Annotated in this window: 23 protein-coding genes; 9 read left to right on the top strand and 14 right to left on the bottom strand. The window is 61.7% G+C overall.

Annotated elements, in window-relative coordinates:
* Positions 1 to 38: 38 nt before the first annotated feature.
* From tssE to ACUN0E_RS12525, 5 genes are all read right to left on the bottom strand, one after another.
* Positions 39 to 518, bottom strand: coding sequence for a type VI secretion system baseplate subunit TssE (gene tssE / locus ACUN0E_RS12545; RefSeq protein ID WP_054036473.1), 480 nt, complete (start codon positions 516 to 518; stop codon positions 39 to 41).
* An 83-nt stretch (positions 519 to 601) separates the two neighbouring features.
* Complete coding sequence (locus ACUN0E_RS12540; protein ID WP_054036475.1) at positions 602 to 1,105, bottom strand: Hcp family type VI secretion system effector; 504 nt, start codon at positions 1,103 to 1,105, stop codon at positions 602 to 604.
* 72 nt (positions 1,106 to 1,177) lie between these two features.
* Positions 1,178 to 2,668, bottom strand: coding sequence for a type VI secretion system contractile sheath large subunit (gene tssC / locus ACUN0E_RS12535; protein WP_445566765.1), 1,491 nt, complete (start codon positions 2,666 to 2,668; stop codon positions 1,178 to 1,180).
* Positions 2,669 to 2,686: 18 nt separating this feature from the next.
* Positions 2,687 to 3,235: a type VI secretion system contractile sheath small subunit gene (tssB, locus tag ACUN0E_RS12530; RefSeq protein WP_408230269.1), complete on the bottom strand. Its 549-nt coding sequence runs from the start codon at positions 3,233 to 3,235 to the stop codon at positions 2,687 to 2,689.
* A gap of 35 nt (positions 3,236 to 3,270) precedes the next feature.
* Entirely contained in the window at positions 3,271 to 3,957 is a 687-nt protein-coding gene (locus ACUN0E_RS12525) for a tetratricopeptide repeat protein (protein WP_408338668.1), read from the bottom strand.
* A gap of 363 nt (positions 3,958 to 4,320) precedes the next feature.
* On the opposite strand from ACUN0E_RS12525, the gene tssJ reads away from it, so the two are divergent.
* The 3 genes from tssJ (at position 4,321) to icmH (ending at position 7,178) form a co-directional block, all read left to right on the top strand.
* Complete coding sequence (tssJ, locus tag ACUN0E_RS12520) at positions 4,321 to 4,947, top strand: type VI secretion system lipoprotein TssJ (protein ID WP_408230343.1); 627 nt, start codon at positions 4,321 to 4,323, stop codon at positions 4,945 to 4,947.
* A 108-nt stretch (positions 4,948 to 5,055) separates the two neighbouring features.
* Positions 5,056 to 6,402, top strand: a complete 1,347-nt coding sequence (tssK, locus tag ACUN0E_RS12515; RefSeq protein WP_408230263.1) for a type VI secretion system baseplate subunit TssK — start codon at positions 5,056 to 5,058, stop codon at positions 6,400 to 6,402.
* The gene (gene icmH, locus ACUN0E_RS12510) at positions 6,399 to 7,178 is read left to right on the top strand and encodes a type IVB secretion system protein IcmH/DotU (RefSeq protein WP_445566764.1); all 780 of its coding nucleotides are present in this window, start codon (positions 6,399 to 6,401) and stop codon (positions 7,176 to 7,178) included. Before tssK ends, icmH begins: the two co-directional genes overlap by 4 nt.
* A gap of 117 nt (positions 7,179 to 7,295) precedes the next feature.
* Here icmH and zwf read toward each other — a convergent pair whose 3' ends face one another.
* From zwf to ACUN0E_RS12485, 5 genes are all read right to left on the bottom strand, one after another.
* Entirely contained in the window at positions 7,296 to 8,783 is a 1,488-nt protein-coding gene (gene zwf / locus ACUN0E_RS12505) for a glucose-6-phosphate dehydrogenase (RefSeq protein ID WP_408230257.1), read from the bottom strand.
* A gap of 198 nt (positions 8,784 to 8,981) precedes the next feature.
* Positions 8,982 to 9,917 carry a bifunctional Delta(1)-pyrroline-2-carboxylate/Delta(1)-piperideine-2-carboxylate reductase gene (gene lhpI / locus ACUN0E_RS12500; protein WP_445566763.1) on the bottom strand — a complete coding sequence of 312 codons (936 nt, stop codon included), beginning with the start codon at positions 9,915 to 9,917 and terminating at the stop codon, positions 8,982 to 8,984.
* Between the two features lie 189 nt (positions 9,918 to 10,106).
* Positions 10,107 to 11,210 carry a potassium channel family protein gene (locus ACUN0E_RS12495; RefSeq protein WP_408230251.1) on the bottom strand — a complete coding sequence of 368 codons (1,104 nt, stop codon included), beginning with the start codon at positions 11,208 to 11,210 and terminating at the stop codon, positions 10,107 to 10,109.
* A 159-nt stretch (positions 11,211 to 11,369) separates the two neighbouring features.
* A complete protein-coding gene (locus ACUN0E_RS12490) occupies positions 11,370 to 11,621 on the bottom strand; it encodes a hypothetical protein (protein WP_445566762.1) in 252 nt (83 codons plus the stop codon).
* 96 nt (positions 11,622 to 11,717) lie between these two features.
* Entirely contained in the window at positions 11,718 to 12,350 is a 633-nt protein-coding gene (locus tag ACUN0E_RS12485; RefSeq protein WP_408230245.1) for a C39 family peptidase, read from the bottom strand.
* A gap of 209 nt (positions 12,351 to 12,559) precedes the next feature.
* On the opposite strand from ACUN0E_RS12485, the gene ACUN0E_RS12480 reads away from it, so the two are divergent.
* The 3 genes from ACUN0E_RS12480 (at position 12,560) to ACUN0E_RS12470 (ending at position 15,302) form a co-directional block, all read left to right on the top strand.
* On the top strand, positions 12,560 to 12,814 hold the full coding sequence (locus tag ACUN0E_RS12480; RefSeq protein ID WP_408230242.1) for a helix-turn-helix transcriptional regulator: 255 nt from the start codon (positions 12,560 to 12,562) through the stop codon (positions 12,812 to 12,814).
* Positions 12,815 to 12,816: 2 nt separating this feature from the next.
* A complete protein-coding gene (locus ACUN0E_RS12475) occupies positions 12,817 to 14,157 on the top strand; it encodes a type II toxin-antitoxin system HipA family toxin (RefSeq protein ID WP_408388921.1) in 1,341 nt (446 codons plus the stop codon).
* Positions 14,158 to 14,447: 290 nt separating this feature from the next.
* A complete protein-coding gene (locus ACUN0E_RS12470) occupies positions 14,448 to 15,302 on the top strand; it encodes a helix-turn-helix domain-containing protein (RefSeq protein WP_408230236.1) in 855 nt (284 codons plus the stop codon).
* A 71-nt stretch (positions 15,303 to 15,373) separates the two neighbouring features.
* Here ACUN0E_RS12470 and ACUN0E_RS12465 read toward each other — a convergent pair whose 3' ends face one another.
* Together ACUN0E_RS12465 and ACUN0E_RS12460 are read right to left on the bottom strand one after the other, a co-directional pair.
* On the bottom strand, positions 15,374 to 17,233 hold the full coding sequence (locus ACUN0E_RS12465; protein ID WP_445566761.1) for an ATP-binding response regulator: 1,860 nt from the start codon (positions 17,231 to 17,233) through the stop codon (positions 15,374 to 15,376).
* Positions 17,203 to 17,751 (bottom strand): molybdopterin-dependent oxidoreductase, encoded by a 549-nt coding sequence (locus ACUN0E_RS12460; protein ID WP_445566760.1) that lies wholly within the window; start codon positions 17,749 to 17,751, stop codon positions 17,203 to 17,205. Before ACUN0E_RS12460 ends, ACUN0E_RS12465 begins: the two co-directional genes overlap by 31 nt.
* Positions 17,752 to 18,038: 287 nt before the next feature.
* Between ACUN0E_RS12460 and ACUN0E_RS12455 the strand changes: the two genes are divergently transcribed.
* A complete protein-coding gene (locus ACUN0E_RS12455) occupies positions 18,039 to 18,986 on the top strand; it encodes a phosphoribosyltransferase (protein WP_445566759.1) in 948 nt (315 codons plus the stop codon).
* 82 nt (positions 18,987 to 19,068) lie between these two features.
* On the opposite strand, the gene ACUN0E_RS12450 is transcribed toward ACUN0E_RS12455, so the two are convergent.
* The gene (locus tag ACUN0E_RS12450) at positions 19,069 to 20,772 is read right to left on the bottom strand and encodes an ATP-binding domain-containing protein (protein WP_445566758.1); all 1,704 of its coding nucleotides are present in this window, start codon (positions 20,770 to 20,772) and stop codon (positions 19,069 to 19,071) included.
* A 290-nt stretch (positions 20,773 to 21,062) separates the two neighbouring features.
* On the opposite strand from ACUN0E_RS12450, the gene ACUN0E_RS12445 reads away from it, so the two are divergent.
* Positions 21,063 to 21,689: a glutathione S-transferase family protein gene (locus ACUN0E_RS12445; protein WP_408338681.1), complete on the top strand. Its 627-nt coding sequence runs from the start codon at positions 21,063 to 21,065 to the stop codon at positions 21,687 to 21,689.
* Between the two features lie 126 nt (positions 21,690 to 21,815).
* Positions 21,816 to 22,400 (top strand): Fur family transcriptional regulator, encoded by a 585-nt coding sequence (locus tag ACUN0E_RS12440; RefSeq protein ID WP_445566757.1) that lies wholly within the window; start codon positions 21,816 to 21,818, stop codon positions 22,398 to 22,400.
* Positions 22,401 to 22,425: 25 nt separating this feature from the next.
* Here ACUN0E_RS12440 and ACUN0E_RS12435 read toward each other — a convergent pair whose 3' ends face one another.
* The gene (locus ACUN0E_RS12435) at positions 22,426 to 22,938 is read right to left on the bottom strand and encodes a response regulator (RefSeq protein WP_408230215.1); all 513 of its coding nucleotides are present in this window, start codon (positions 22,936 to 22,938) and stop codon (positions 22,426 to 22,428) included.
* Between the last annotated feature and the right edge of the window lie 65 nt (positions 22,939 to 23,003).

The raw sequence follows: 23,003 nt of genomic DNA, 5'->3' as shown, positions 1-23,003 counted from the left end.
AAACGCAGGTACTAAAACTCAGCCGCTAAAATCAGGCACTAAAGCTTGGCGCGTGCACGCGTCACCGAATATTGCAGCGTAGAAGGCTGCAGCATTGCATCGAAACTCACCGGTTCTTCTGCCGGGTGCACGACCAGCAACGCCTGAATCGCAAAATTCAACGCGTTGGTGGATTGTTCGTTCAATTCGAGCGTGACCGCCACCTGCTGCAAGCGCGGCTCATGCCGTGCGATTGCCTGTTGAATCGATTTGCAGATAAACGTGCGGTCATAGTGACTCGCGAGGCTCAAGCCCGCAAAATCGTTCAGACCGTATGTGAGCACCGAGCGCTGACATTCCGGCAGCGCCGCCAGCTCGTGCTCGGTCAGAGCGATCCGGGTGTTCAGGATCGCCTCGACGTCGCGCGCGACGGTGGCCTTCAACTCGTCCAACGACAATTGCCGCATCGCCGGGGAAGCCGGCAAATGCGGTTCGTCGTCGAACAGCTTGTCGAGAAAGCTGGGTTCGAAGCGTTTCATCAGCGTCCGAAGAAGCGGTTCGACGCGAGGCGCACGCGGCGGGCGTCAGCCTTTTCAGGCCGCACGCCGCGCGCACCCCGGCATCAAACCGCGTACGTCTTGTCGTTCTTCGTCAGGCTCCACGCGCCTTGCGCGTTGCCGCCCTGGTTGCCGCCGATCTTCTGCTGCGTGTACTTCCACTGCACGGCAGCGTACTTCAGCGAGAACTGTTCGGTCGGCAGGCCTTCGCCCACCACGCTCGGCGTGGCGCTCGAGATGATCACGTACTTGAGTTTCACTTCCAGGTACTTGATGCGGTTGCCTTCGCCGTCCGAACGCATGAAGTCGATCGTCACTTCGTCGAACGTCGTACCGCCCGATGCGTGTTGATAGATCAGCGGGCTGACCACGTCGATATCTTTCGTGAACTGCATGTCGGCGTGCTCGCAACGCTCGGACGTGTGACCACCCGCCGTCGAAGCTGTTGCCGAACGCGGTTGCGTAATCGAGTGGCTCCACGAATCGATTTCGATCCAGCCAGCATGATCTTTATCGGCGGACTCGCCTTTGATCGCCGGATTGCCGAATTTTAAATAGATGTCCTTCATAACTCATCGACTCCCCAAAGAGGTGGTTTTAACAGCCAACCCGTGCGGCCGGCACGGGCTTTCTGACTTCGTTTATGAATTTGCCGGTTTCGGCAGGTCAGCGACAAGCCGCAAAGAGATCGAAAGCTCGTCCAGTTGAAAGTGCGGACGCAGGAACGCGACCGAACGATACGCACCAGGCTTGCCCGGAATCTCAGAGACCTGTATCGATGCCTCGCGCAGCGGGAACTGCGCTTTCTGCTCCTGGGTCGCGTTGTCGTCCAGCAGCACGTACTGCGAAATCCAACGGTTCAGGAATACTTCAACGTTCTGCGCCGATGCGAAGCTACCGATCTTGTCGCGCATCATCGCCTTCAGGTAGTGCGCCACGCGCGACACCGAGAAGATGTATTGCAGTTGCGCGGACAGCACAGCGTTCGCATTCGCGCTATCAGTGCTGTACTTCTTGGGCTTCTGCACCGATTGCGCGGCGAAGAACGCGGCGTAATCCGAGTTCTTGCAGTGCACGAGCGGAATGAAACCGAGGTCGCTCAATTCCTTTTCACGGCGATCGGTAATCGCGATTTCGGTCGGGCATTTCAGCGCGACTTCACCATCGTCCGTCTTGAAGGTGTGGGTGGGCAGATCTTCCACCAGACCGCCGCCTTCCACGCCGCGAATCGCCGCGCACCAGCCAAAATCGTCGAATGCGGCCGTCAGGCGCGCCGCGAAGGCCCACGCTGCGTTACACCACAGATACTTGCTGTGATCGGTGCCGTCTACGTCTTCGACAAAATTGAAGCCTTCCGCAGTCGCGCCGTCTTTCGGATTGAAAGGCAGGCGGCCGAGAAAGCGCGGCAAAGTCAGCCCGACATAGCGCGAGTCTTCAGAGTCGCGGAACGACTTCCACTTCGCGTATTCAACGGTATCGAACACCTTGCCGAGATCGCGCGGCTTGCCGAGATCGGCAAACGTTTCGAGACCCATCAGTTCAGGCGACGCCGATGCGATAAACGGTGCGTGCGCCGCGGCCGCGACGTGCGCCATCTGTTCGATGAAATACACGTCTTCAGGCTGACGCGTCACCTCGAAGTCGCCAATGATCGTGCCGAACGGTGCGCCACCGAAGGTGCCGAACTCTTCTTCATAAACCTTCTTGAAGAGTGCGCTTTGATCGAATTCAATGGCGTTCTTGAAGTCGCGCACGAGGTCGCGCTTCGGCGCGTGCAGCGCCTTGATCTTGACCGTCGAGCCGGTATTGCTTTCCTTGCACAGATAGTCCAGACCGCGCCACGTGCTTTCCATGCGCTGGAATTGCGGCGCATGCATGACCGCGCTCAGTTGCGCGGAGATCAGGCGGTCGAGTTCCGCGACGCGCGCGTCGATGGTCGCTGACAGGTTGTCGGACATCACCACCGTGCCGTCGAGCACCTGGTGTACGAGTTCGCCGATCAGGTCTTTCGCGCGCGCATGTTCGGACTCGGACTTCGCCACGCGGCTTTTCTCGACGATTTCGTCGAGCAACGTGGATTCCGCGCCACTTTGCGCCGCGGCGAGTTGGGCTGCTGCCGTTTGCTGGTTCATCTCACACCCCGTGCGTACTTATTCGCCCTGCTTGTCGTGATCCGGCGCGCCGGCGTGCTGGTCTGCTGCGTTGCCCTGATCTTTCGCCAGCGTCTGCAACTGCTGCGTGTTGTTGAGCACTTCGCTCAACAGGTCTTCGAGCTTGTCGTTGCCGGCCAGCTTGTTGCGCAGGTCGGCGAGCTTCGAACGCGCATCGAGCAGACGGCGCAGCGGCTCGATCTGTGCAACCACCTCATCCGGACTGAAATCGGCCATCGACTTGAAACGCAGATCGACAGCGAATTTGCCACCTGCCTCGCTCAGACGGTTTTCCACCTGAAACGCGGCGCGCGGCTCGATCGCTTTCATCACGTCGTCAAAATTGTCACGGTCGATGCTGACGAACTTGCGATCGCGCAGCTTCGGCTGCTCGACTTCGGACTGCCCTGCCAGATCGGCAACCACACCGACGACGAAAGGCAGTTCCTTGATTTCGATCGCATCGCCACGCTCAACTTCGTACGTCAGTTGAACGCGTGGCGGTCGCACTTTTTGCAAACGTTTTTGAATACTTTCTTTCTTCGCCATCGTCGGCTCCCGGATGCAGATGAATCAGGCCTGAATTAGCGCAGCGCGCTGAACGGATCGGACGCGCCGCCGCTTTGTGCGGCTTTGGCGGGTGCTGCAGGCGCCGGCGCGGGTGCTGCGAGAGCAGCAGCCGGCGTAGCGGCCGGAGCCGCGGCGCTGGTGGCTGCGTCCGGCGTTTCCGCAGCCTTACCCTTGGCAACATGGCGAATAATGCGCTTCTTCTTCACGACGGGCTTGTCGTTCGGATCAGGCGGGAACAACGTGGCTTCGCCGAGCGTGTCGCGCAACTGCTTGGCGAGCGCTTGCGCGTCTGATTTCGCGTCACCCGCGAGCGACGCATCCTGACGCAGTTCGCCGAGCGATTGCGTGGCCACGCGCAGGCCGGCTACAGCCAGCACGCTCTTTGCCTGACGATCCGTCTGGTCGCGCTGCAACGCTTCTTGCGCGGCGACAATAGCCTGACCGTAATGACCTTGCGTGAACTGGATCTGCGCAATACGCGACCACGGTTCTTCACGGGTCGGATCCGATTTTGACAATTGCTGATAAAGCGCGATGGCGCGATCCTGATCTCCGCCCTTGGCGACGGTATCCGCGTCCGCGAGTTGCTTATTAAAAGCCTCCGGTGTGGTCGCTGTGTTGTTGCCCTGTGTCGCGCAACCGGCAATCACGCCGCATGCCAACACTACCCCAGATAGTTTTACTAACAGACGCTCATTCATCGTTTTTCACCGACGTGCGATTTTTTTAATTCAAGGGAAAACCGGAGTTTTGCTTTGCTTCAACTGCGCGGGTATAGTACAGGCCAATTTTCGATAATTCAACTTTCGTGTGAAGAAGGATTGCACAAAAAAAATGCATGTGGATGATTTAAACGAAACATGCAGAAATTGTTTCCTGGTGCAATAGCCACAATGCGGAGAACGGAAAAAATTTCCGCATGCCAGGCAGCAAACAGGTAAGTGTCGGAGAGCAATGCGCTTTGCATAAAGCGGCATTACGCGGCATAGCGTTGCTGAAAATTTGCCTGATTGATTTCGTTATTGATGTTTTGACGGGGGACGGCGCCGAGCCGGTCGATGTATATGAATTCGCGTCTTGTTCGCTATGCATCGCTATTGATTGCCAGCGCCGCCGTGTGTGCGCTGCTGGACGGCTGCGCGGCCGCCGTGCCGGTGCTGGGAGCCGCTGCCAACGCGGTTTTGCAGGCGAGCGGCCTCGGCAAGCCCGACCTGCCGGACGCGCAAAAGCCACCGCGTAATGTCGGCCTCACGCTATACGCCGCACAGAATCTCAATGCCGCCAATGACCAGCGCCCATTGGCACTCGTCGTACGGCTTTACGTGCTGAAAGACCCCACTTCATTCCAGCAGGCGCCATTCGACGCCTTTACCGATCCAGCCAAGGAAAAGACCATACTGGGCGGCGATCTGCTGGGTGTGCGCGAAGTGACGCTGATCCCCGGTCAGCGTTACGTCGTTACCGAAAAAGTCTCGCGTGAAGCTCAGGCATTCGGTATCGTCGCTCTATTCCGCGACCCGGCCATGCAGCGTTGGAAATTCGCGTTTGACCCGGCGAAGTCGGAGAAATCCGGCATAATGATCGGCCTGCATAACTGCGCAATGACGGTGACCAACGGCACTGTGATCCCGCCTGAACAGGGATTGCCCGCCCAGCCGCTGAATATGCTTTCTTCAGTAAGCTGCGGTTAAAGATGCCGGTCAAATACGATTTAACAGTTTTTATAGAATTAACAATACGGCGTTCGAATCGGTTATCTCCGGGCGCGCCACACGCTGAACGTATATAACAGGTTTGAGATGAGTTATTCGGCAAAAGTGCTCTGGGGGGAAGGCCTGTTTTTGAGGCCACAGCATTTTCAGCGTCAGGACGCCTATCATGAGGCGCGCCTGTTCGAATCGATCCAGGCGATCCAGCCATACAACTGGGGCGTGCGTTCGGCGCGTTTCGACCGCGACGCGCTCGGCAGCAATGTGCTGCGCGTGAGCGAACTCTCGCTGGTGTTTCCGGATGGCGCGCTCTACTCCGCGCCGCAAGCCGACGACCTGCCGCCGCCGATCGCGCTCGACACGCTGCCCGACGGTATCAATGAGTTCACGTTTTATCTGGCGCTGCATCCGCTGCGCGAAGCCGGCGCGAACTATTCGCAAGACAGCAACGCGGGCTTCGTGTCGCGTTATGTCAGCGAGCAGACGCCGGTGGCCGATCATTTCACAGACGCCGCCGAAGCCGACATCACCTTCCTGAAGACCAGCGTCAAACTCATTGCGCATAGCGAGCCGCGTGACCAGTTGCTGTCGGTGCCGCTCGTGCGCGTGCGCCGCACCGCCACGTCGGGTTTCGAAATCGACGACACGTTCGTGCCGCCCTGCCTCGCGATCGACGCCTCGCCGATCCTGCATCAACGGCTGCGTCAACTGATCGACGCGCTACAGGCCAAGGTCAACGCGCTGTATGGTTTTCACCGCGAGCCGACCAAGAACATCATCGAATTCCGTTCGGGCGACATCGCGTCGTTCTGGCTGCTGCACACCGCCAGTGCCGCGTTTGCCTCGCTTGCGCATCTGTATCAGCATTCGGCGCTGCATCCAGAACGTCTGTTTCAGGAATTGCTGCGTCTCGCCGGCCAGTTGATGACGTTTTCGAAGGGCTATGCGCTGTCCGACCTGCCGGCTTACCGGCACGACGATCCGGGCCCCGGTTTTGCGCGCCTCGACACGATCCTGCGCGATCTGCTCGAAACCGTGATCTCGACGCGCTACTTCGCGATCGCGCTCGAAGAAGTGCGTCCGTCGTTCCATGCGGGCCGTCTCGACTCGGGCAAGATCGACGACAAGACCATGTTCTACATCGCCGTCTCCGCAGACATGCCGACTGCGGAACTCGTCGAAGCCGTACCCGCCCGCTTCAAGGTCGGCGCGCCGGACGACGTCGACAAGCTGGTGCTCTCGGCCATGCCGGGCGTGCGCCTCGTTTACACGCCGCAAGTACCGCCCGCCATTCCAGTACGGCCGGGCGCGTGCTACTTCTCCTGCGAATCGCGCGGCGCATTGTATGACCGTATGTTGCAGGCCCAATCGGCAATGATCTACGCGCCGTCGGGCATCAACGATCTTCAACTCGAACTGATCGCCGTCACATCATGAGCTACGCGCCTTCCCTGTTTGGCGGCGGCACACCTGCCGCGACGCCCGCCCCTATGAGCGAGCCGAGCTACCAGGTCCGCTCGCTGCTCGATCTGCTATACGACGGCTTCTTCATGCTGTTTTTGTTGAAGAACGGCCGCGAACCCGGCGACGCGAACGAATTCAGCCAGCGTATCCAGCAGTTTCTCGGCGACTTCGAGCGCGGTGCGAAAAAACTCAATGCATCGGCGGAAGATGTCTACGCGTCGAAGTTTGCGTTCTGCGCGGCCATTGACGAATCGGTGTTGTCGTCAACGTTCAGGATTCGCACTGAATGGGAGCGCCGGCCGCTGCAGCTGGTGCTGTTCGGCGAGCAACTGGCAGGTGAGAAGTTCTTCCAGTATCTCGAGGAATGCCGCGCCCAGGGCGCCGCGCGTCTGCAGTCGCTCGAAGTGTTCCACATGTGCCTGCTGCTCGGCTTCCAGGGCAAGTATCTGCTCGAGGGTCCAGAGAAGCTTGCGTATCTGACTGCGCGGATCGGCGACGAAATCGCGCATATGAAAGGCAAGCGTGCACCGTTCGCCCCACATTGGCCGCTGCCGGACCAGGTCGCTCACCGGCTCAAGCGCGAGGTGCCGTTGTGGTCGATCGGTGCGGTGTTCGCGCTGGTCGGGCTGCTCGCTTATCTCGGTCTGAACACCTATCTGCGCGATCAGACGTTGCGCACACTCGCGCCGTATTCGCAGGTGGTCAAGCTCGGACCGCAATCGGCCACGCTGACGATTTCGTTGCCGTAGAGCAGCACGGCTCACACGTAATAAAAAAGGCGGCCCGCAAAAACGGGCCGCCTTTTTTAATGCCAGACGAACACTTCAAAGCGTCGACCTACAGCCGACGCCCGGCTGCCGGCTGACTTACTGCGATTCTTCCGCCCATACGGCGTTTTCCCGCGCCATCAGCGCGGTCGACGCAGCCGGCCCAAACGTACCTGACGTATAGCCACGCGGCTTGTCGCCCGACTTGCCCCAGCCTTCAAGAATCGGTTCGGCCCATGCCCACGCGGCTTCGAGTTCATCGCGGCGCATGAAGTGCGTGAGGCGTCCGCGAATCACGTCGATCAGCAGACGCTCATACGCTTCCGCGCGACGCTCGGTGAACGCCTGCTGCAAGTCGAGGTTCAAATTCACCGGCAGCATATGCATGCCGCTGCCCGGTTCTTTCGCCAGCACCTGCAACTGGATCGACTCTTCAGGCTGCAACTGGATCACGAGCCGGTTGCCATAGTTGCGCCCGCTATTGCCGTTCGGAATGATCGAGAAAGGCAACTCGGAAAACTCGATGACGATCTCCGACACCTTCTTCTGCATCCGCTTGCCGGTGCGCAGGAAAAACGGCACGTGGGCCCAGCGCCAGTTGTTGATATGCGCGCGCAACGCGACGAAAGTCTCGGCACGGCTACCCGGCGGCACGTTGTCTTCCTCCTGATAGCCCTTCACTGCCTCGCCGTCCACGGCGCCCGCGGTGTACTGGCCGCGCACCGTATCACGCGCGATGTCCTCGGGCGTCATGGGCCGCAGCGAACGCAGCACCTTGAGCTTTTCGTCGCGCACCGCATCCGGGTCGAGCGACACCGGCGGCTCCATCGCAACGATGCACAGCAATTGCAGCAAGTGGTTCTGCACCATGTCGCGCAGCGCGCCGGTTTTGTCGTAGAAGCCCGCGCGACTGCCTACGCCGACCGTTTCCGCCACCGTAATCTGCACGCTCTTGATATACGGTGCCTGCCACAGCGGGCCGAAAATCGGATTGCCGAAGCGCAGCACCATCAGGTTCTGCACGGTTTCCTTGCCGAGGTAGTGGTCGATCCGGTAGATCTGCGCTTCGCTGAAATGTTTGCCGACCGCCGTGTTGATCTCTTGCGCGGACGCCAGATCGTGGCCCAGCGGTTTCTCGAGGACGACCCGCGAATTCTCGTCGACCAGTCCCGCCGCCGACAGGTTGTCGCAAATGTTCGTGAACAGATCCGGCGAGGTCGCGAGATAGAACACGCGCCGCACACCGTCACGCGACGCCTCCTTCAGACGCTGGTAGTCCTCGACCGAATCGACGTCCATGCGCACGTACTCGAACAGCGCCAGAAATTTGTCCCAGGCGGCGGCATCGAACGCCTTCTTTTCGATGAAGGGCTTCGCCTTCGCTTCCATGAATTCGTTGATGTACTCCTCACGTGACCAAGGCTTGCGGCCGATCGTGAGAATGCGGGTATCCGGCGGCAGATTGCAGTGCAGATGCGCCATATAGAGCGCGGGTAGCAGCTTGCGAAACGACAGGTCGCCGGTGCCGCCGAAGATGATCATGTCGAGCGGCAGGTCGGGAGTGGCAGAAGCGTGGTGGGTCGTCATAGCGCGGTCGCAGCGTCGTGATAGGCGTTCAAAGGACAAAGGGCAAAAAACGCAGGCGGACCGGCGCTTTTTTCTGGCAAACGCCTATGGTGCAACGTTTTGAGATTGTTTGCACGGCAACATGTGCCGCAGGTTGGCGCAAGATGCCAACCAGGGCCTGCGAACCGCCCTGCGCCGGGCGCTGCAAACGATCCGCGATCAGCCGCCGGACAAGGCTTCGCGCGCCACGCGGCAGGCCGCCAGATCCCAGGCCGCGCAACCGACGCTTTTAAAAACAATCGGTTTCCCCTGCAGCCACAAAGCAGCGTTTTCCACCACTGTGGCAATTCCGCCGACTTGCGCCCAATCGACGCCGGCCTGGATGAAATCACCGGCTTCATGCCTCGCGCCGGCTTCGTCGTCGACAAACAGCGCGCTACCAGCAATCGTATGCGCGCCGATCTCGACCATGGCCGGCGTGAACGCGCCGACGCCGATCACGAGCCGGTCCGCGCGCGCCGCTTCGTTGTAGACGGCCTGCTTGCTGGTGGTCAGTGCGATCACCACGTCGATCGAATCGGGAAGTGCGGCGTCGGGATGCGGCAGCGGTTGCAGGTCGTACGCCTTGCCGCGATGTTTAGCGCAAAACGCTTCAGCCCGCGCGGGCGCACTGCCCTTCACCCACACACGTGCGTCGGGAAACAGTTCGCCGATTGCTTCCAGATGGTTCACTGCCTGCGTGCCCGTGCCGATCAGCAGAAATTCGTGCGGCCGGGTCCGCGCGAAAGTGTGTACGCCGAGCATCGACATCGCCGCCGTGCGCCGACCGGTCACCGTCGGGCCGTCGAGGATGAAGAGCGTCTCGCCGGTGTCGGCATCGAAGGCCATTACCTTGCCGTGGATCGTCGGAATGCCGCGCGGTCTATTACTCGCGCACACGTTGACCAGTTTGTGAATCGCAAGATCGGGCGCGGTGGCCGGCATCGACAGCATGATGCCGCCTTCGTTGAGCGGCACGACAAGCCGTTCAGGACTCTTAATGCGTTGCTGCGCGTAGTCGATGCTTGCGCGCTTCAAAGCGTCGACGAGCGTCGCATACGGAATCAGCCGCGCGGTGGCGGCGTCGTCGAAGATCTGCGTGGTCGGGTGAGTCATAAGCGGGCTTTTCCTGTCCTTGCAAGATGATGCGTTCAATTCAGCGCACCTGAAAACCGTAAGTCAATGTCAATGAATCGCGTTCGTCGGCGAGCTAGTTTACAAAAACATAAACATGCGCATCGTCGTCAATCTGCGGGGGCCTCGCCTTGAAGCGGCCGGGCCCGGCCGCGCGCCTGGCGGTGTGCACTAGCCGCCGGACGCGTCGCCCGCATGGCGCGACGACTGGATCACCATCAGCAGATCGTCCGGCTCAATCGGACACGGCTCGTCTTCATAGAAGGACAGCATGCGCCCCGCACGTATCAGCCCGACCACCACCGCGCCCGGCAGCGCATTGCTCCAGCGACCGACTTCCAGCGCCGTAGCAGGCCGTTCCACCAGATTGACACGGCCGCGCGCCGACAACAGATCGTTGATGAACGGCACGATGTAGTTGCTGTCCACCGCGTCGGCGAGCAACAGCCCGCCAATCTTGGTCGACGAAACGATCACGTCCGCGCCGGCCTGGCGCAACTGGCGCTGATAGGTCTGCTCCTGAATCCGCACGACGATTTTCGTGTCCGGCGCGACGCTGCGTACGGTCAGCGTGAGCAGGATCGCGATGGCGTCGTCGCTGACGGCAATGATCACTGCTTTGGCGATGCGCACCTGCGCCTGCTGTAACAGGTCCTCACGCGAGGGATCGCCGAGCAACCCCGCCACACCTAACGCCGTGGCCGCTTCAAGTGCCTCCTGCTGCGAATCGATGACGACGATCGACTCCGCGGCAAAGCCGCTTTCGAGCAGCTCGCGCACCGCGACCGAACCGCTTAATCCGTAGCCGCACACCACGACGTGATCGCGCAGTTGTTTTTGCAGGCGTTTCATGCGGAATTCCTCGATGACGCGTTGAATGACGAACTGATAAGCAGTGCCCAGAAACACGAACCAGATGACGATACGAATCGGCACAATGAAGAAGGCGTCGATGAGCCGCGCGCGGGCGGTGACCGGCACGATGTCGCCATAACCGACCGTGGCGACGGTGACCATCGTGAAGTACATCAGGTCGACGATGCCGAGCACCTTGCGGTTGGCGTCGCGCAGACCGTCGCGGTCGAGATAGAGCACGGCGAAGGCGAGCACGCACAGGCCAAGCACGAGATAGATCCGCTGCAGCAACACACGCTGCGGCGACGCCGCGGGGCGCGTGAACAGTGTGCGGGCGCGCGGCGCCTGCCAGGGCGTGCGAGCACGGCGCGGCAGGCGAAAGCGTGGTGGGCGTGGCTGGGGGTGTGGCTGGTCAGACACGCGGCTACTCCGGGAATCGGGAACAAGCGATTCTACGACGTGCGGCGCGCCCTGGGGCCGGATCGCGGGAACGCGATTGCAACGCAGGGGTTAGCGTGGTTCACCGAAGTGCTCCACCGAAGCACTCCACCGAAACGCAGCGGCGCGCTGCCACCACGTTCACTGCGAAGCGGCTTTGGCGTCGCCCTTCTTGCCGCCCTTGAACATCGCGCGGCACGCCGGACTGAGTTCGTCGAGGTGCTGCTTCATGCAGGCGGTGATTTTTTCCTTGTTCGGAATCTCGGCGGAGCAGAAATGCATCGCGTCGCCGCGGCAGGCCTTGGCCTGGTCGTCCTCGGTGGCTGCATTCGCTGCGGTGACGGCGCTGAGCGCGACAAGGCCCGCGGCAAGCAAGGCATAGGTTCGATTCATGTCGGGTTTCCGGTATCGCAAAGGACGGTGGGAAACTTTCCAGCAGCAAACGGGCCCGATCATCGCGCTCGCCGTACGGCTTGCCTGATGCCGCCCCTAGCCGACGATGCGGGTGAGCGTCATGCCACGCCCCGCGTAGAAACGCGCCATCGTTGCGAACGGCAGGTACACATCCGCCTGGTGAGGCGCAATGCCCGACGGATTATGGAACCATACGCCATCGCGATCGCGCCCGTGCAGCAGGATCAGATGGCCGCCCTGGCGCTGATTCGGCCGCTCCGGATAACGGATTTCGGGACTCACGGAAACGATCGCCAGCGTGTCGCCGTCAATGCGCACGGCGATCTCTTCGAGCGGCGCCTGCGGCAGCACCTCGACCTGAATGCCGAACGCCTCGTCAACCCAATCGGCGAACGGCCGGTAGATCAACCCATCGACGCCGCCGTCGTCGCGCAACCGGTACACGCCGTGACGCAACGCTTCATCGAGCAGCACGGCGCGCGGCGCGTGTTCTATGCGCCAGTAGTCAAGCGCGGATTCGAGGCAGGTCAGACCGCACAGGCGTTTGGCCCAGAAACGGTAACGCTCCGGGTCGGCAAAACCACTGCGCTGCCAGCATGGGTCGTCACACGGATCGCCCTGTTGTTCGACGATGTGGCGCACCCAGTCGGGGCTGCCCCATTGCGTGTAGTACGGCACGTCGGTGTGGCGTAGCGTCGGCGGGTTCATGAGTCGAATGGAGTCGGTAGAAAATGTTTTCACAGCATGCTACACGGCCATCCTCTGCCAGGAATGCAGACAGACCAATTTTATTCGCAATACAGATATTTTCCGTTTATGCGCCAGACAGATATTTGCAAAATATGCGTCATATGAATATTTGACAAATATCTGTCTGACGCATAAAGTGCATTTATTCGTTTCACGGATAATTTGCCATGATCCACCTTGTCTCCACGCAGGACCAGATGGCCCAGCTACTTGCTGCCGGCCGGCGCCAGGCCGGTCTCACCCAGGCCGAAGCCGCCTCGCGCATCGGCGTCAGCCAGAGCCGCATCTCGGCGCTGGAAACCGACGCCACCAGTCTCACCCTCGCACAATTGCTTGCGCTGTGCGGCGCCTACGGCCTGCAATTGCAGGTACGCGACAAGAACCAGCCGGCGCCTGAGCCAGCGCCTTTGATCGAATGGTAAGCATGGGCCGTCAAACTCATTCGCGGGCGCTTTCGGTGTGGGCCAACGGCGAGCGTGTCGGCGTCTGGCGCCTGCCCACCCGCGGTCCCATGGAGTTCGCTTACGATCCCGCGTGGGTCGCCTCGCCCGCGGGCCGGCCGCTTTCGCTCTCGTTGCCGTTCGCGCCTGGCAACGTGGTGCACAAAGGGCCACGGGTGCTCAACTATTTCGACAATCTGCTGCCCGACAGCGAGGCGATCAGAAAACGCATCGCGCAGCGCTACCAGACCGATACGCTCGATGCGTTCGACCTGCTGCAAGCCATTGGCCGCGATTGCGTGGGCGCCGTCCAGTTGCTGGCCGTTGACGACGCGCCGGCCGGCGTCGAACGTATCGAAGGCACGCCGCTCTCCGACAGTGAGATCGAAGCCATGCTGGCGCGCACCGTCAGCAGCCCCGCCCTGGGCGCGCGCGACGAAGCGGACGATTTCCGCATCTCGCTCGCCGGCGCGCAGGAGAAAACCGCCCTGCTGTGGCACGACGGCAAGTGGCAGCGTCCGCATGGCGCCACGCCGACCACGCACATTTTCAAGCTGCCGCTCGGGCTGGTCGGCAACAAGCTTGCCGACCTCAGCACCTCGGTCGAAAACGAATGGCTGTGTCTGCAAATCCTGCGCGCCTACGGCCTGCCGGTGGCCAACGCCGAAATCATGACGTTCGGCAAGCAGCGGGTACTGAGCGTCGAACGCTTCGACCGGCAACTGCATTCAAGCGGGCAATGGCTGCTGCGCCTGCCGCAGGAAGACTTCTGCCAGGTGTACGGCGTGCCGTCGCATCGCAAGTACGAAAACGAAGGCGGCCCGGGCGTGCTGGACCTCGCGCGGATTCTTCAGCAATCGGTGTCGGCGCAGCAGGACATCGAGACACTGCTGGCAAGCCAGATCCTGTTCTGGATGCTGGCGGCGCCGGACGGCCACGCCAAGAACTTCAGCATTCGCCTGCTGGCGGGCGGCCAGTACCGTCTCACGCCGCTTTACGACGTGATGTCGATCTGGCCGGTGGAAGGCAACGGCCCGAATCAGTGGTCGTGGTTCAAGGCCAAGCTTGCCATGGCCATGTGGTCGCGCAGCAAACACGACGCCTTCCGCGACGTGCAGCGGCGCCACTTCAACACCATGGCGCTGAGATGTTCGTACGGCGCGAACGCCGAGCCATTGATCCAGCGGCTGATCGAACAGACGCCGGAGGTCATCGCGCGGGTCTCGGCCGAATTGCCCGAGCGGTTTCCGGGTAAGGTCGCCGAGCGGATTTTCAAAGGCCTGAAAAGCTCGGCAGCCACGCTCGGCAAGATGCCGCCGGCGTAACGGCGGATGAGGAAAAATTCAATCGGAATTACTTACAGATTCCGACCGGTTTAATCGGTAAAATGCTTCCAATGCTAAAAGCATAAATAGATCGCCGGGTTTGTCGGTTTGCGTCTCGCACCCACAGGCTCAGCGGCAGTCATACCAAAATACAGACCGTGAGACTTTTTACGGTACATTTGCTGTCCCCCGCGTAGTGGCGTCAATGCGCATTCAATGTGCATTGTCGCGCTGCGCGTGCCGTATCGCATGCCCCAGCCACCCTTCAAGAAGGCAGATCCTCACGCAGTATGACCAACGAAACACACTCACCTGACTCCATCGCTGTCGCCGAGCGCGTGCGCGAGTTGATGAGCCGGCATGGAATTGGCAAACGCCAGCAAACCACTGAGTTGTGCCGCATCCTCGATCTGAGTTTTTCGCAGGGGCACCGCAAGCTGCGCGGCAACAGCCCGTGGACCCTCTCGCAGATCAAGAAGGTCGCCGAGGTGTTCGGCGAACCTGCCGCTCAGCTATTCGGCGCGCAGTCGCTCGATCCGGGCATGGTCGGCGCAATTGCCCAGGAGGCGGTGTTCAGCATCGGCGCAATCGAGTTGAGCTGCACCGCCTGGGTCGGCGCCGCGCTCGAACCTGGCAGCCGCCCTGAATTTGTCGCGTACTCGAAGCTCGGTCAATGGCGCGTTACGCGTCACGACGGTACGCTTTACCAAAGCGCGTACGAAGTCCACAAGATCGAGATCTATCCGCGCCGCGCTGAAACCGACAAGCCGACCATCGCCGTGGTCGACGACGATCAGGCCTCAGCCGACAATCTGCGCGACTATCTCGAGCGCAGCGGTTTCGCGGCGGTGGCGATCTACGGCCTCGCGGCGTTCACCGAACAACTGCAAACGCAGATCTTCGACGGCGTCGTGATCGACTGGCTGTTCGGCTCGCAGACCTCGGCGGCGGCGATCCGCGCGGTACGGGCGTCGGAAAATCCGGACGCGCCGATTTTCGTGCTGACCGGCGAATTGCTGACCGGCAAGGCTAGCGAATCGGAGATCAGCCAGGTCATCCGCAATTACGACGTCGCGTGCTATGAAAAGCCCGCGCGTATGGCGATCCTGGTCGCCGATCTGTCCAAGCGCCTCAACCGGCCCTGACGAGCCGGCAAGCGGTTGAAGGTGTGTGCTCAGGCTGAGCCCTCCTCCATCTGCGTCTTCCAGGCGTCACATCACACCGTATGCCGCGAAGTCAAAGCACGCTGCAAGGCGCTGCGCAGTTCCTCGTAATGTACCGGCTTTAATAACGCTTCAAAAAACGGCTGCAAGCCGGCTTCTCCCTCTTCCCCCGCCGCACCGCCCCCACTCGCCGTCTCCGGCGCATACGCACTCACCACGATCACCGGGACACCCGACGACGGCCCCCCGCGTGCCGCGAAATCCGCGAGGAACGTATAACCGTCGCGATCCGGCATATGCAGATCCAGCAACATCACGTCACAGTGATGCGCGTCTAGCCACACGAGCGCATCGTCGGCATTGGAGACGGCGTGCGCGTCGAAATCCATGTGCGCGACCATTTCGCTGAGCGACTCGCGAATCAACCGGTTGTCGTCGACAATCAGGACACACGGGCGCGCGCCGCCCGGTTCGGCATGTGCCGCAACGCCGGCCGGCGCGGTTGCCGCGACCGGCTTGACCGGGATCGTCACCGTAAAGGTCGTCCCCTCACCCACCGTGCTCGCCACCTCGACGGTGCCGCCGAACAGCTTGAGCAGCCCCTGCACGATTGTGAGACCCATGCCCGCACCCTCGAAGCGGCGCGTGCGCGACGCATCCAACTGCGTGAACTCCTGGAAGATCAGCGGAATCTGCGCATGCGGCACGCCCGGTCCCGTATCGCTGACGACGAAGATCAGCACCGCCGGCCGCTGCCTCAATTGCACGCGCACGGTGCCGGTTTCGGTATAACGGATCGCGTTGGTGACCAAGTTGTTGACGATCTGGCGGATGCGGTGCGGATCGGAATCGACGAGACCGTTCATACCGCTCGCCTCGCTTTCCAGCTTGAGACCGCGCGCGGCGGCTGACATCGCGTGTTCATCGACGATCGACGCCAGCAGTTCGCGCGGCTCGAAATGCTCGTGACGCAGTTCGAGCTTGCCGGCGCCGAGGCGCGCATAGTCGGTCAGATCCTTCATCTGCGCTTCCAGATGCCGCCCCGCGGTTTCGAGCCGCTGGATGACCTTGCGGTCGGCCTCCGAGTGATAGTTAAAGCCCAGCAATTCGATCGATGACACGATCGCGTGCAAGGGCGTGCGCAGTTCGTGGCTGATCATGCCGAGAAACGCGTCTTTCGCGAGACTCGACTCGCGCGCGGCGCGGCTCGCCTGATGCTCCGCTTCGAGCGCCGCGTGCTGCTGATGCATCAGGCGCGTGCGGCGCCGGCCGTTGAGCACGAGCAGCGTGGTCGCGGCCGCCGACAGCAACAGCAGCAACAGGCCGCCCGCGAACAGCATGCGGCGCTTGTCGATGAAATCGCGGTTCATCGCCTCACGGTCGGCTACGTCGGCAAACCGGCGGCTCAATGCGAGATCGTTGACCTCATTCCAATGCTGGCGCAACTCCCCGACTATCTGACTGGCGCGGCTGCGGTCCTTCTGCAAGGCATTGACCTCGGGCTCAATCCCGTCCAGCAGATGGTCGATCGACTGGATTTCGTCCAGTTGCCGCTGCAACAGCGCGAGCTGCGTAGTCAGCCGGCGTGTCGAACCGGCCATCACATGCAGCTTCGATTGCAGCAACTGGTAGCGCAACATGAGCCGCGGATAGTCGTCGTCGACGCCGGATTGATACAGCAATAACTGGTTCTCGAAGCGCGCGTAGGCGATCTGCAGTTGCGCGGCGTCCCAATAGAAGCCGTCGTACGAACCGGTCAACTGCTCGGTGGCGCGCGGATTGAGCAGGTTCGCGTACAACAGATAGCCGATTGCGCCGGCCGGCGCCGCGAGCGCGGTCAGCCAGATCAGCACATAGAGGACACGACGCAAGGGGCGGCGCGTTATTTGACGATGAGTGCCTTGATCTGCCATACGAATTTCGAGTCGCCCGCCGCGCCCATGAGTTCATCGGGGAACGCGTCGCGCGGATAAATAAGAAACAGCGGCCCGAAGTCGCTGATCTTCAGGCGCCGGCCGTTCATGCTGTATGCAACGACCACGCCGTAGCGATCGCAGTCCGACACCGGAATGGTGTAGGTATAGTCGTCGAGCGTATGGATCTCGACTGCGCTGCCAGATGCGCCGACTGCCTTCAGGATATCCGCGAGCAGTGGTCCTGTGAAGGTGGAACGTGGAGTCCAGGTGGTGGCGGTCGTAATCGAATGGACCGGCAGCGCGAGCAGTTGTGCCTCGGTGAAGTGATACAGATGGCGTGCCGCGTCGTTGGTCTTGCTGATTTTGCCCTTCACGTCGAGCGACAACGGCAACGACTCTGCCTGCGCCTGGGCGTGCATGCTCCACGCGGCGAGCGCGAAGATCAGACCCAGCCCCCACCATGCGCCCCTGCACACACCTTTCCTGCCATCCACCGCTGCGCTCAACTTGGTCATTTGCCTGGCTTTTCCATCGTTTGTTATTTTTGTGGGCGGCTCCACGCTGCGCCGGCTCAACCCGCCAGCGAACCTGCAGTGCCCTTTCCCCGCCGGCGGCGCCGGTCTTTGCGACGCGCCCCGTCCGGCGACGCGCGTCACCCCGACGCGCGATCTTTGAACCGCATGCATAATATCGCCAAAAATCTTTGTCTCAAAAACGAGGACCTGCCGCCGCGCTGCGCCGCGCGCCGCTCTCCGCCTACGGGACACCTGCCCTGCGTACTCCACGCGACGCCCAAAGAGTCATGAACAAGCCCGTTTTGCCCCTGACGTACGAACAACTCGATCACTGGATCGAATCGTTGCAACCCGCGTTGCTGGCGGAGCGTTTCACGTTGGCGATCGGCATTCTGCGCGGCGGCGCGCCGCTTGCGCTGATGGTTTCGCATGCGGCCGGCACGCCGGTCGCCTTCCTGCGTTACGACCGCCAGTCGCGCACGGTTGCCTGGGATTCGACTCTGCCCATTCCACCTGCGGGCTCGAAGGTATTGCTGTGCGAGGACATCGCGGGGCGCGGCTTTACGCTGACCGACTGCATCGCATTCCTCCTGCAGCATGGCCTCGACGTCAGGACGCTGACCGCCGCGGTCGACGACCTGAGCCGCATGCAACCCGACTACGCGATCGACGCCCGGGGCTACTTCGCGCTGTTTCCGTGGGAGCGGCAGGCCTACACCGCGCGCTATCGTGAGGACTGGGAGCGCGTGCAAGCGGGCACCGCGCCCGCCATGGCCGACGATCACGAATACGCTACCTATGCGATCGACCTCGACGGCATTCTGCTGCCCGACGTGCCGCTCGCACGCTACGACGAGGATCTGGCCGCGGCGCTCGCCGAACGCGACGCGCTGCTGCCGTTCGAGATGCTGCCGGACCTCGATCTGCAACGCGTTCGTACCATCATCACCGGCCGGCCGGAACTGGATCGCGCGCGCACCGAAGCGTGGCTCGCGCGGCACGGCTTCGGTCATATGCAACTGGTAATGCGCACGCCCGGCACGCACGATGAAAGTCCCGCCGGCGCCGCCGCTCACAAGGCTGCTGCGGCATTGCGCGGCGGCGTCACGCATTTTGTCGAGAGCGATCCGGTGCAGGCACTGCTGATCGCGCAGCAGGCGCCGCTGCTGCGCGTGATCTGGTGGGACGCGCCCACGCAAACCGGAATGCTGGTGGGCGCGCGTGCGTGGACTTGAAGGCGTGGGCCTGTTGTGTGCATGAAACCGGGTGCGAACCCTGGCGCACAGGTTCTGGCGCGCGCATCGGCCCAGACGGGCGCTAAGCTTCTTTCGCTTCTCTGATCTCTTTGGTTTCCCTGACCTCTTTACCATCACGCAAGCGCAGATACCCTGCGGCCCGCTGCGAAGCAACGATGATCAGTTTCATCGTCGCACGCGTGGCGCCGACCAACAGCTTGCGCGCAATGCGTTCATCAAACATATCGAAGTCGACTTCAGTGAGAATCACGCACGGCGCCGCCTGCCCCTTGAAGCGATAGATCGACTCGAACAGCACATCTCCTTCGCGATACTCCGGGTTGCCGAACAGATCGTACTTACCCGTGAAACTGCGCAGCCGATGCGGGCCGAGATGATCCTGCGCGGTCATCGCCGAGCCTTCGCGGCCGCGAAACGAGAGCACTGCGATGTCCTGTTTGCGAAAGCCGAGCGACAACGCCTGCGTGATCGCCCGCTTGGTTGCCTCGATGCTGCCTTCAGCGGCATTCACTTCGTCGTAGACGGAGAGCGAAATATCGGAACCGTCGAAAGGACTGCCCGACGCCAGATCCGCCGCGACCGGCACCGAGGCGCCGACCACGTCGCGCACATAATCGAGAATGTCGCGCGGACTGCGATAGTTGGTGGTCTCTTTCAGCCTGGTCCAGCCGGGCAGTTCGACCGGCTCGCGCATATACAGATTCTGCAGCGGGTCTTCGAGCCACCACCACGCGGCGCCCGGCCTCAAAAGACGCTCGAGTGCCGCCACCCACGGCTGCTGGAAATCCTGCCCTTCGTCGACGATCAGCACGTCGAATTGCCAGCGCGCGTCGATCGGCGCGCCCGCGAAAGTCGTTTCAAGCTGATTGAACACGTCGCCGGACTGGAAATCCGGCTCGCGGCCCGCGTCGCGTGCAATCCAGTCGCATAGCTGGTGATAGTTCGCCACCTTCGCCTCAGGTGGCGCCACCCGCGCGATGTGATCCGCGAGCGGCCGGTTGAAACACACATACAGCGGCCGCTGTCCGCGCGCTACCGCGTCGCTCATCACCTGCACCGCCAGTTGAGTTTTACCTGAGCCGGCCGTGCCAATCACGCGCAGCCGGAACGGCGAAAATTCGAGCCGCCGCGCCCAGGTTGCGAGGCCGCCCGCGAGGCGCGTGACGAGCGTGCCGGCCTGGCCGACCAGCGCGCTGGCGTCGGGCGTGAGCGCAAGTTCGTCGGCAAAGAAGTGGTGAATTTTCGGCGCGCAGGCGAGACGCGATTCGTCGGCCGGCAAGGCTTCACGAATAATCGCGGCAAGCCGGTCTTTACGCGTCGCGTCGACGATCCGCGCAGGATTCACGCCGGCAATCGCCGCGTCCTTGACAACGTGGTCCGGGCAATACAGCAGTTCTTCGATGAAATACGTGCCCGCGCCGAACGCCGCGGTAAAGCGCCGGTGCAGCGTTTCGACAGTGTGCGCGAGCGCGATTGCCACATTGCGCTCCGTCTGAAGATAGACCTTGACGAGCCCCTTCGGCGTTTCGCGCAGGAAACCGGTTTTCTGTTCGACGATCATCACGCGCCCGGCCGGGCTGACGATCACGAAGTCGGCCTCGCCGAACACCGAAAAGTTCTGATTCAGGCGGGTCCAGTGCACGCCGTGATAGACGGTGTAGCCATCGGGAAGGGCGTCTTCCAGCAACGCGAGGGTTTCGCGTTCGCGTGCCGCCGCGCCGGTGGCGGCGAGGCTCTTCCAGTCGTCGGGGACAATGCGGGCCATGCGGTGCCTCATCGTATTCGGGTGCGCCCATTGTACGCAACGCCCGCGTGTTGCCGGCATGGTGGTTGGGCCGGTATTCGGGCCCCGGATGGGCGGTGCTTTGAACACATTTCGGCCACGTTTACCTAGCGCTTTGACCCACGTTCAGACCACACTTCGGCCAGCACTGCACGCGGCCAATTGCCGGCCGGCGGCGCGCAAACCCATGTGCATCGTGTATCGTTGCTGGCTGAACGCCGCGTGCCTTACGCGGCTTGCCAACTGTAAGCATAAAGAAAAGGATTTGCCGGATGATTACGATCTGGGGACGCGCCAACTCGGTCAACGTACAGAAAGTCTTGTGGTGTTGCGACGAACTGGTGCTGCCGTACGAACGCATCGATGCAGGCCTGCAATTCGGGCGCAACAACGAGCCCGATTACCTCGCAATGAACCCGACGGCCAAGATTCCGACGCTGGTCGACGACGACTTCGTGCTGTGGGAATCGAACTCGATCCTGCGCTATCTGGTGCTGCAATACGGCGAATCGAGCCTCCTGTATCCCGCCGAGCCGAAACTGCGCTCCAGCATCGACCGCTGGCTCGACTGGTCGCTCACCACGCTGCAACCCGCGGAGAAACCTGTGTTCTGGGCTCTCGTGCGCACGCCGGCCGCCGAGCGCGACGCCGCCAAACTCGCCACCGACTTCGCCGCAGTCACGCTGCTGTGGCGGCTACTGGACAATCATCTGCAAGGCCGTTTCTTCCTTGAAGGCGAGAATTTCACGCTCGCCGATATCGTGATTGGCTCGTACGCGAAACGCTGGTTCGGGCTGGATGGCGTGGAACGTCCCCCGCTGCCGAATCTGGAGCGCTGGTATTCACGGATTGCGACGCGCCCGGGTTTCAAGAAATACGTCGATTTCCCGCTGACTTAAGCATGACTTGATTAAGCATGACTTGAGCCATCCGGCGGCCTCATGCCTCATCGCGCCGCCCGGCCGCGACCGGCCGGCACGACGCACACCGGCACAGCGAAGCACGATGGCCTTTATAATCGACCCATGAAGACCGCCAAGCCCGCCGCGACCGCCGACAAAGCCACCCCCGCCGCCTCCGCTCATCATCATGAGCCGGGGCATATGCACGATGGGCACGGTGAATCGCAGGAAGCCGCACTGACTCTCGCGGAAGAATATTGCCGCGAACGCGGCGAAAAACTCACGCCGATCCGCCGCAAAGTGCTCGAATTGCTGCTGAATTCAGGGCGCGCCACCAAAGCTTATTCGTTGCTCGACGACATGCGCCAGATCCATCCCGGCTCGGCGCCGCCCACGGTTTACCGGGCGCTCGACTTTCTGCTCACGGCCGGGCTCGTGCACCGGATCGAATCAATTAACGCATTCACCGTCTGCCACGACCTGACGCAATGCCAACATGGCATTCTGGTGGTCTGCCAGCAATGCGGCAACGTTACCGAGTTGCATCAGCCCAAGCTGCGTCAGGCTCTCGTCGCGCAAATCGAAGACGCGGGCTACCGCCTCGCCAGCGACGAAATCGAATTGAAGGGATTGTGTTCCGCCTGTCAGATAGCGGAAGCAGCCAGCGCCAACGCCAGTGCCGCAACACCGGTCGCCGTTGCCAAATAACAGCCTCACCCGCGAGTGAGGCGGATCAGCCCGCCGCGCGGGCTTCGATCGCGTCGCGCAACAAGGTCACGAGATCTTCCGGCAATGCCGGCTTGATCATGAAATGCTGGAAGCCTTCGCCGATGCTGCGCAAGCGGTAAGCGTCGTCGGTATGGCCTGTGAGCGCCACGGCCACCGAAGGCGCGTGATCGCCGCGAATCTCGTGATCACGCAGCCGCTGGATCAGATAAAAGCCGTCCATGGCCGGTAATTCGAGGTCACACACCACGGCGTCAGGCAATAGCCGCAGCGCCGCTTCGACACCTTCTTCCGCATCCGCCACAGCGACGACATGCGCCCCTTCTGCCTCGAGTAACAAAGCCAGTGATTCCCGGCTATCCGGGTCGTCTTCGACGAGCACGATCGTGGCCTGATCGAGTCTCAATGCTCCGTTCATGTTCCGTTGTTGCTCTAAAAAACCGGTTGGGCCGTCAGACGCGGCCAACGTATCGCTCTGCTGTTTGCCGCCGATTTGCGCGGCTGCTGTCTTGCTGTTCATGGTCCGACTCGATTTCATGCGTTGAGTTGCATGCAGGCCCGCGATTGTAAAACACGGCCTGAGCG

It is taken from the genome of Paraburkholderia sp. D1E, from assembly GCF_052682275.1.
This window is presented reverse-complemented; position numbering and strand designations above follow the sequence as displayed.

Excerpts from the sequence above, each read along its gene's own strand:
- tssE (WP_054036473.1), bottom strand. The coding sequence starts at position 518 with ATGAAACGCTTCGAACCCAGCTTTCTCGACAAGCTGTTCGACGACGAA.
- ACUN0E_RS12540 (WP_054036475.1), bottom strand. The coding sequence starts at position 1,105 with ATGAAGGACATCTATTTAAAATTCGGCAATCCGGCGATCAAAGGCGAG.
- tssC (WP_445566765.1), bottom strand. The coding sequence starts at position 2,668 with ATGAACCAGCAAACGGCAGCAGCCCAACTCGCCGCGGCGCAAAGTGGC.
- tssB (WP_408230269.1), bottom strand. The coding sequence starts at position 3,235 with ATGGCGAAGAAAGAAAGTATTCAAAAACGTTTGCAAAAAGTGCGACCG.
- ACUN0E_RS12525 (WP_408338668.1), bottom strand. The coding sequence starts at position 3,957 with ATGAATGAGCGTCTGTTAGTAAAACTATCTGGGGTAGTGTTGGCATGC.
- tssJ (WP_408230343.1), top strand. The coding sequence starts at position 4,321 with ATGAATTCGCGTCTTGTTCGCTATGCATCGCTATTGATTGCCAGCGCC.
- tssK (WP_408230263.1), top strand. The coding sequence starts at position 5,056 with ATGAGTTATTCGGCAAAAGTGCTCTGGGGGGAAGGCCTGTTTTTGAGG.
- icmH (WP_445566764.1), top strand. The coding sequence starts at position 6,399 with ATGAGCTACGCGCCTTCCCTGTTTGGCGGCGGCACACCTGCCGCGACG.
- zwf (WP_408230257.1), bottom strand. The coding sequence starts at position 8,783 with ATGACGACCCACCACGCTTCTGCCACTCCCGACCTGCCGCTCGACATG.
- lhpI (WP_445566763.1), bottom strand. The coding sequence starts at position 9,917 with ATGACTCACCCGACCACGCAGATCTTCGACGACGCCGCCACCGCGCGG.
- ACUN0E_RS12490 (WP_445566762.1), bottom strand. The coding sequence starts at position 11,621 with ATGAATCGAACCTATGCCTTGCTTGCCGCGGGCCTTGTCGCGCTCAGC.
- ACUN0E_RS12485 (WP_408230245.1), bottom strand. The coding sequence starts at position 12,350 with ATGAACCCGCCGACGCTACGCCACACCGACGTGCCGTACTACACGCAA.
- ACUN0E_RS12480 (WP_408230242.1), top strand. The coding sequence starts at position 12,560 with ATGATCCACCTTGTCTCCACGCAGGACCAGATGGCCCAGCTACTTGCT.
- ACUN0E_RS12475 (WP_408388921.1), top strand. The coding sequence starts at position 12,817 with ATGGGCCGTCAAACTCATTCGCGGGCGCTTTCGGTGTGGGCCAACGGC.
- ACUN0E_RS12470 (WP_408230236.1), top strand. The coding sequence starts at position 14,448 with ATGACCAACGAAACACACTCACCTGACTCCATCGCTGTCGCCGAGCGC.
- ACUN0E_RS12465 (WP_445566761.1), bottom strand. The coding sequence starts at position 17,233 with ATGGCAGATCAAGGCACTCATCGTCAAATAACGCGCCGCCCCTTGCGT.
- ACUN0E_RS12460 (WP_445566760.1), bottom strand. The coding sequence starts at position 17,751 with ATGACCAAGTTGAGCGCAGCGGTGGATGGCAGGAAAGGTGTGTGCAGG.
- ACUN0E_RS12455 (WP_445566759.1), top strand. The coding sequence starts at position 18,039 with ATGAACAAGCCCGTTTTGCCCCTGACGTACGAACAACTCGATCACTGG.
- ACUN0E_RS12450 (WP_445566758.1), bottom strand. The coding sequence starts at position 20,772 with ATGGCCCGCATTGTCCCCGACGACTGGAAGAGCCTCGCCGCCACCGGC.
- ACUN0E_RS12445 (WP_408338681.1), top strand. The coding sequence starts at position 21,063 with ATGATTACGATCTGGGGACGCGCCAACTCGGTCAACGTACAGAAAGTC.
- ACUN0E_RS12440 (WP_445566757.1), top strand. The coding sequence starts at position 21,816 with ATGAAGACCGCCAAGCCCGCCGCGACCGCCGACAAAGCCACCCCCGCC.
- ACUN0E_RS12435 (WP_408230215.1), bottom strand. The coding sequence starts at position 22,938 with ATGAACAGCAAGACAGCAGCCGCGCAAATCGGCGGCAAACAGCAGAGC.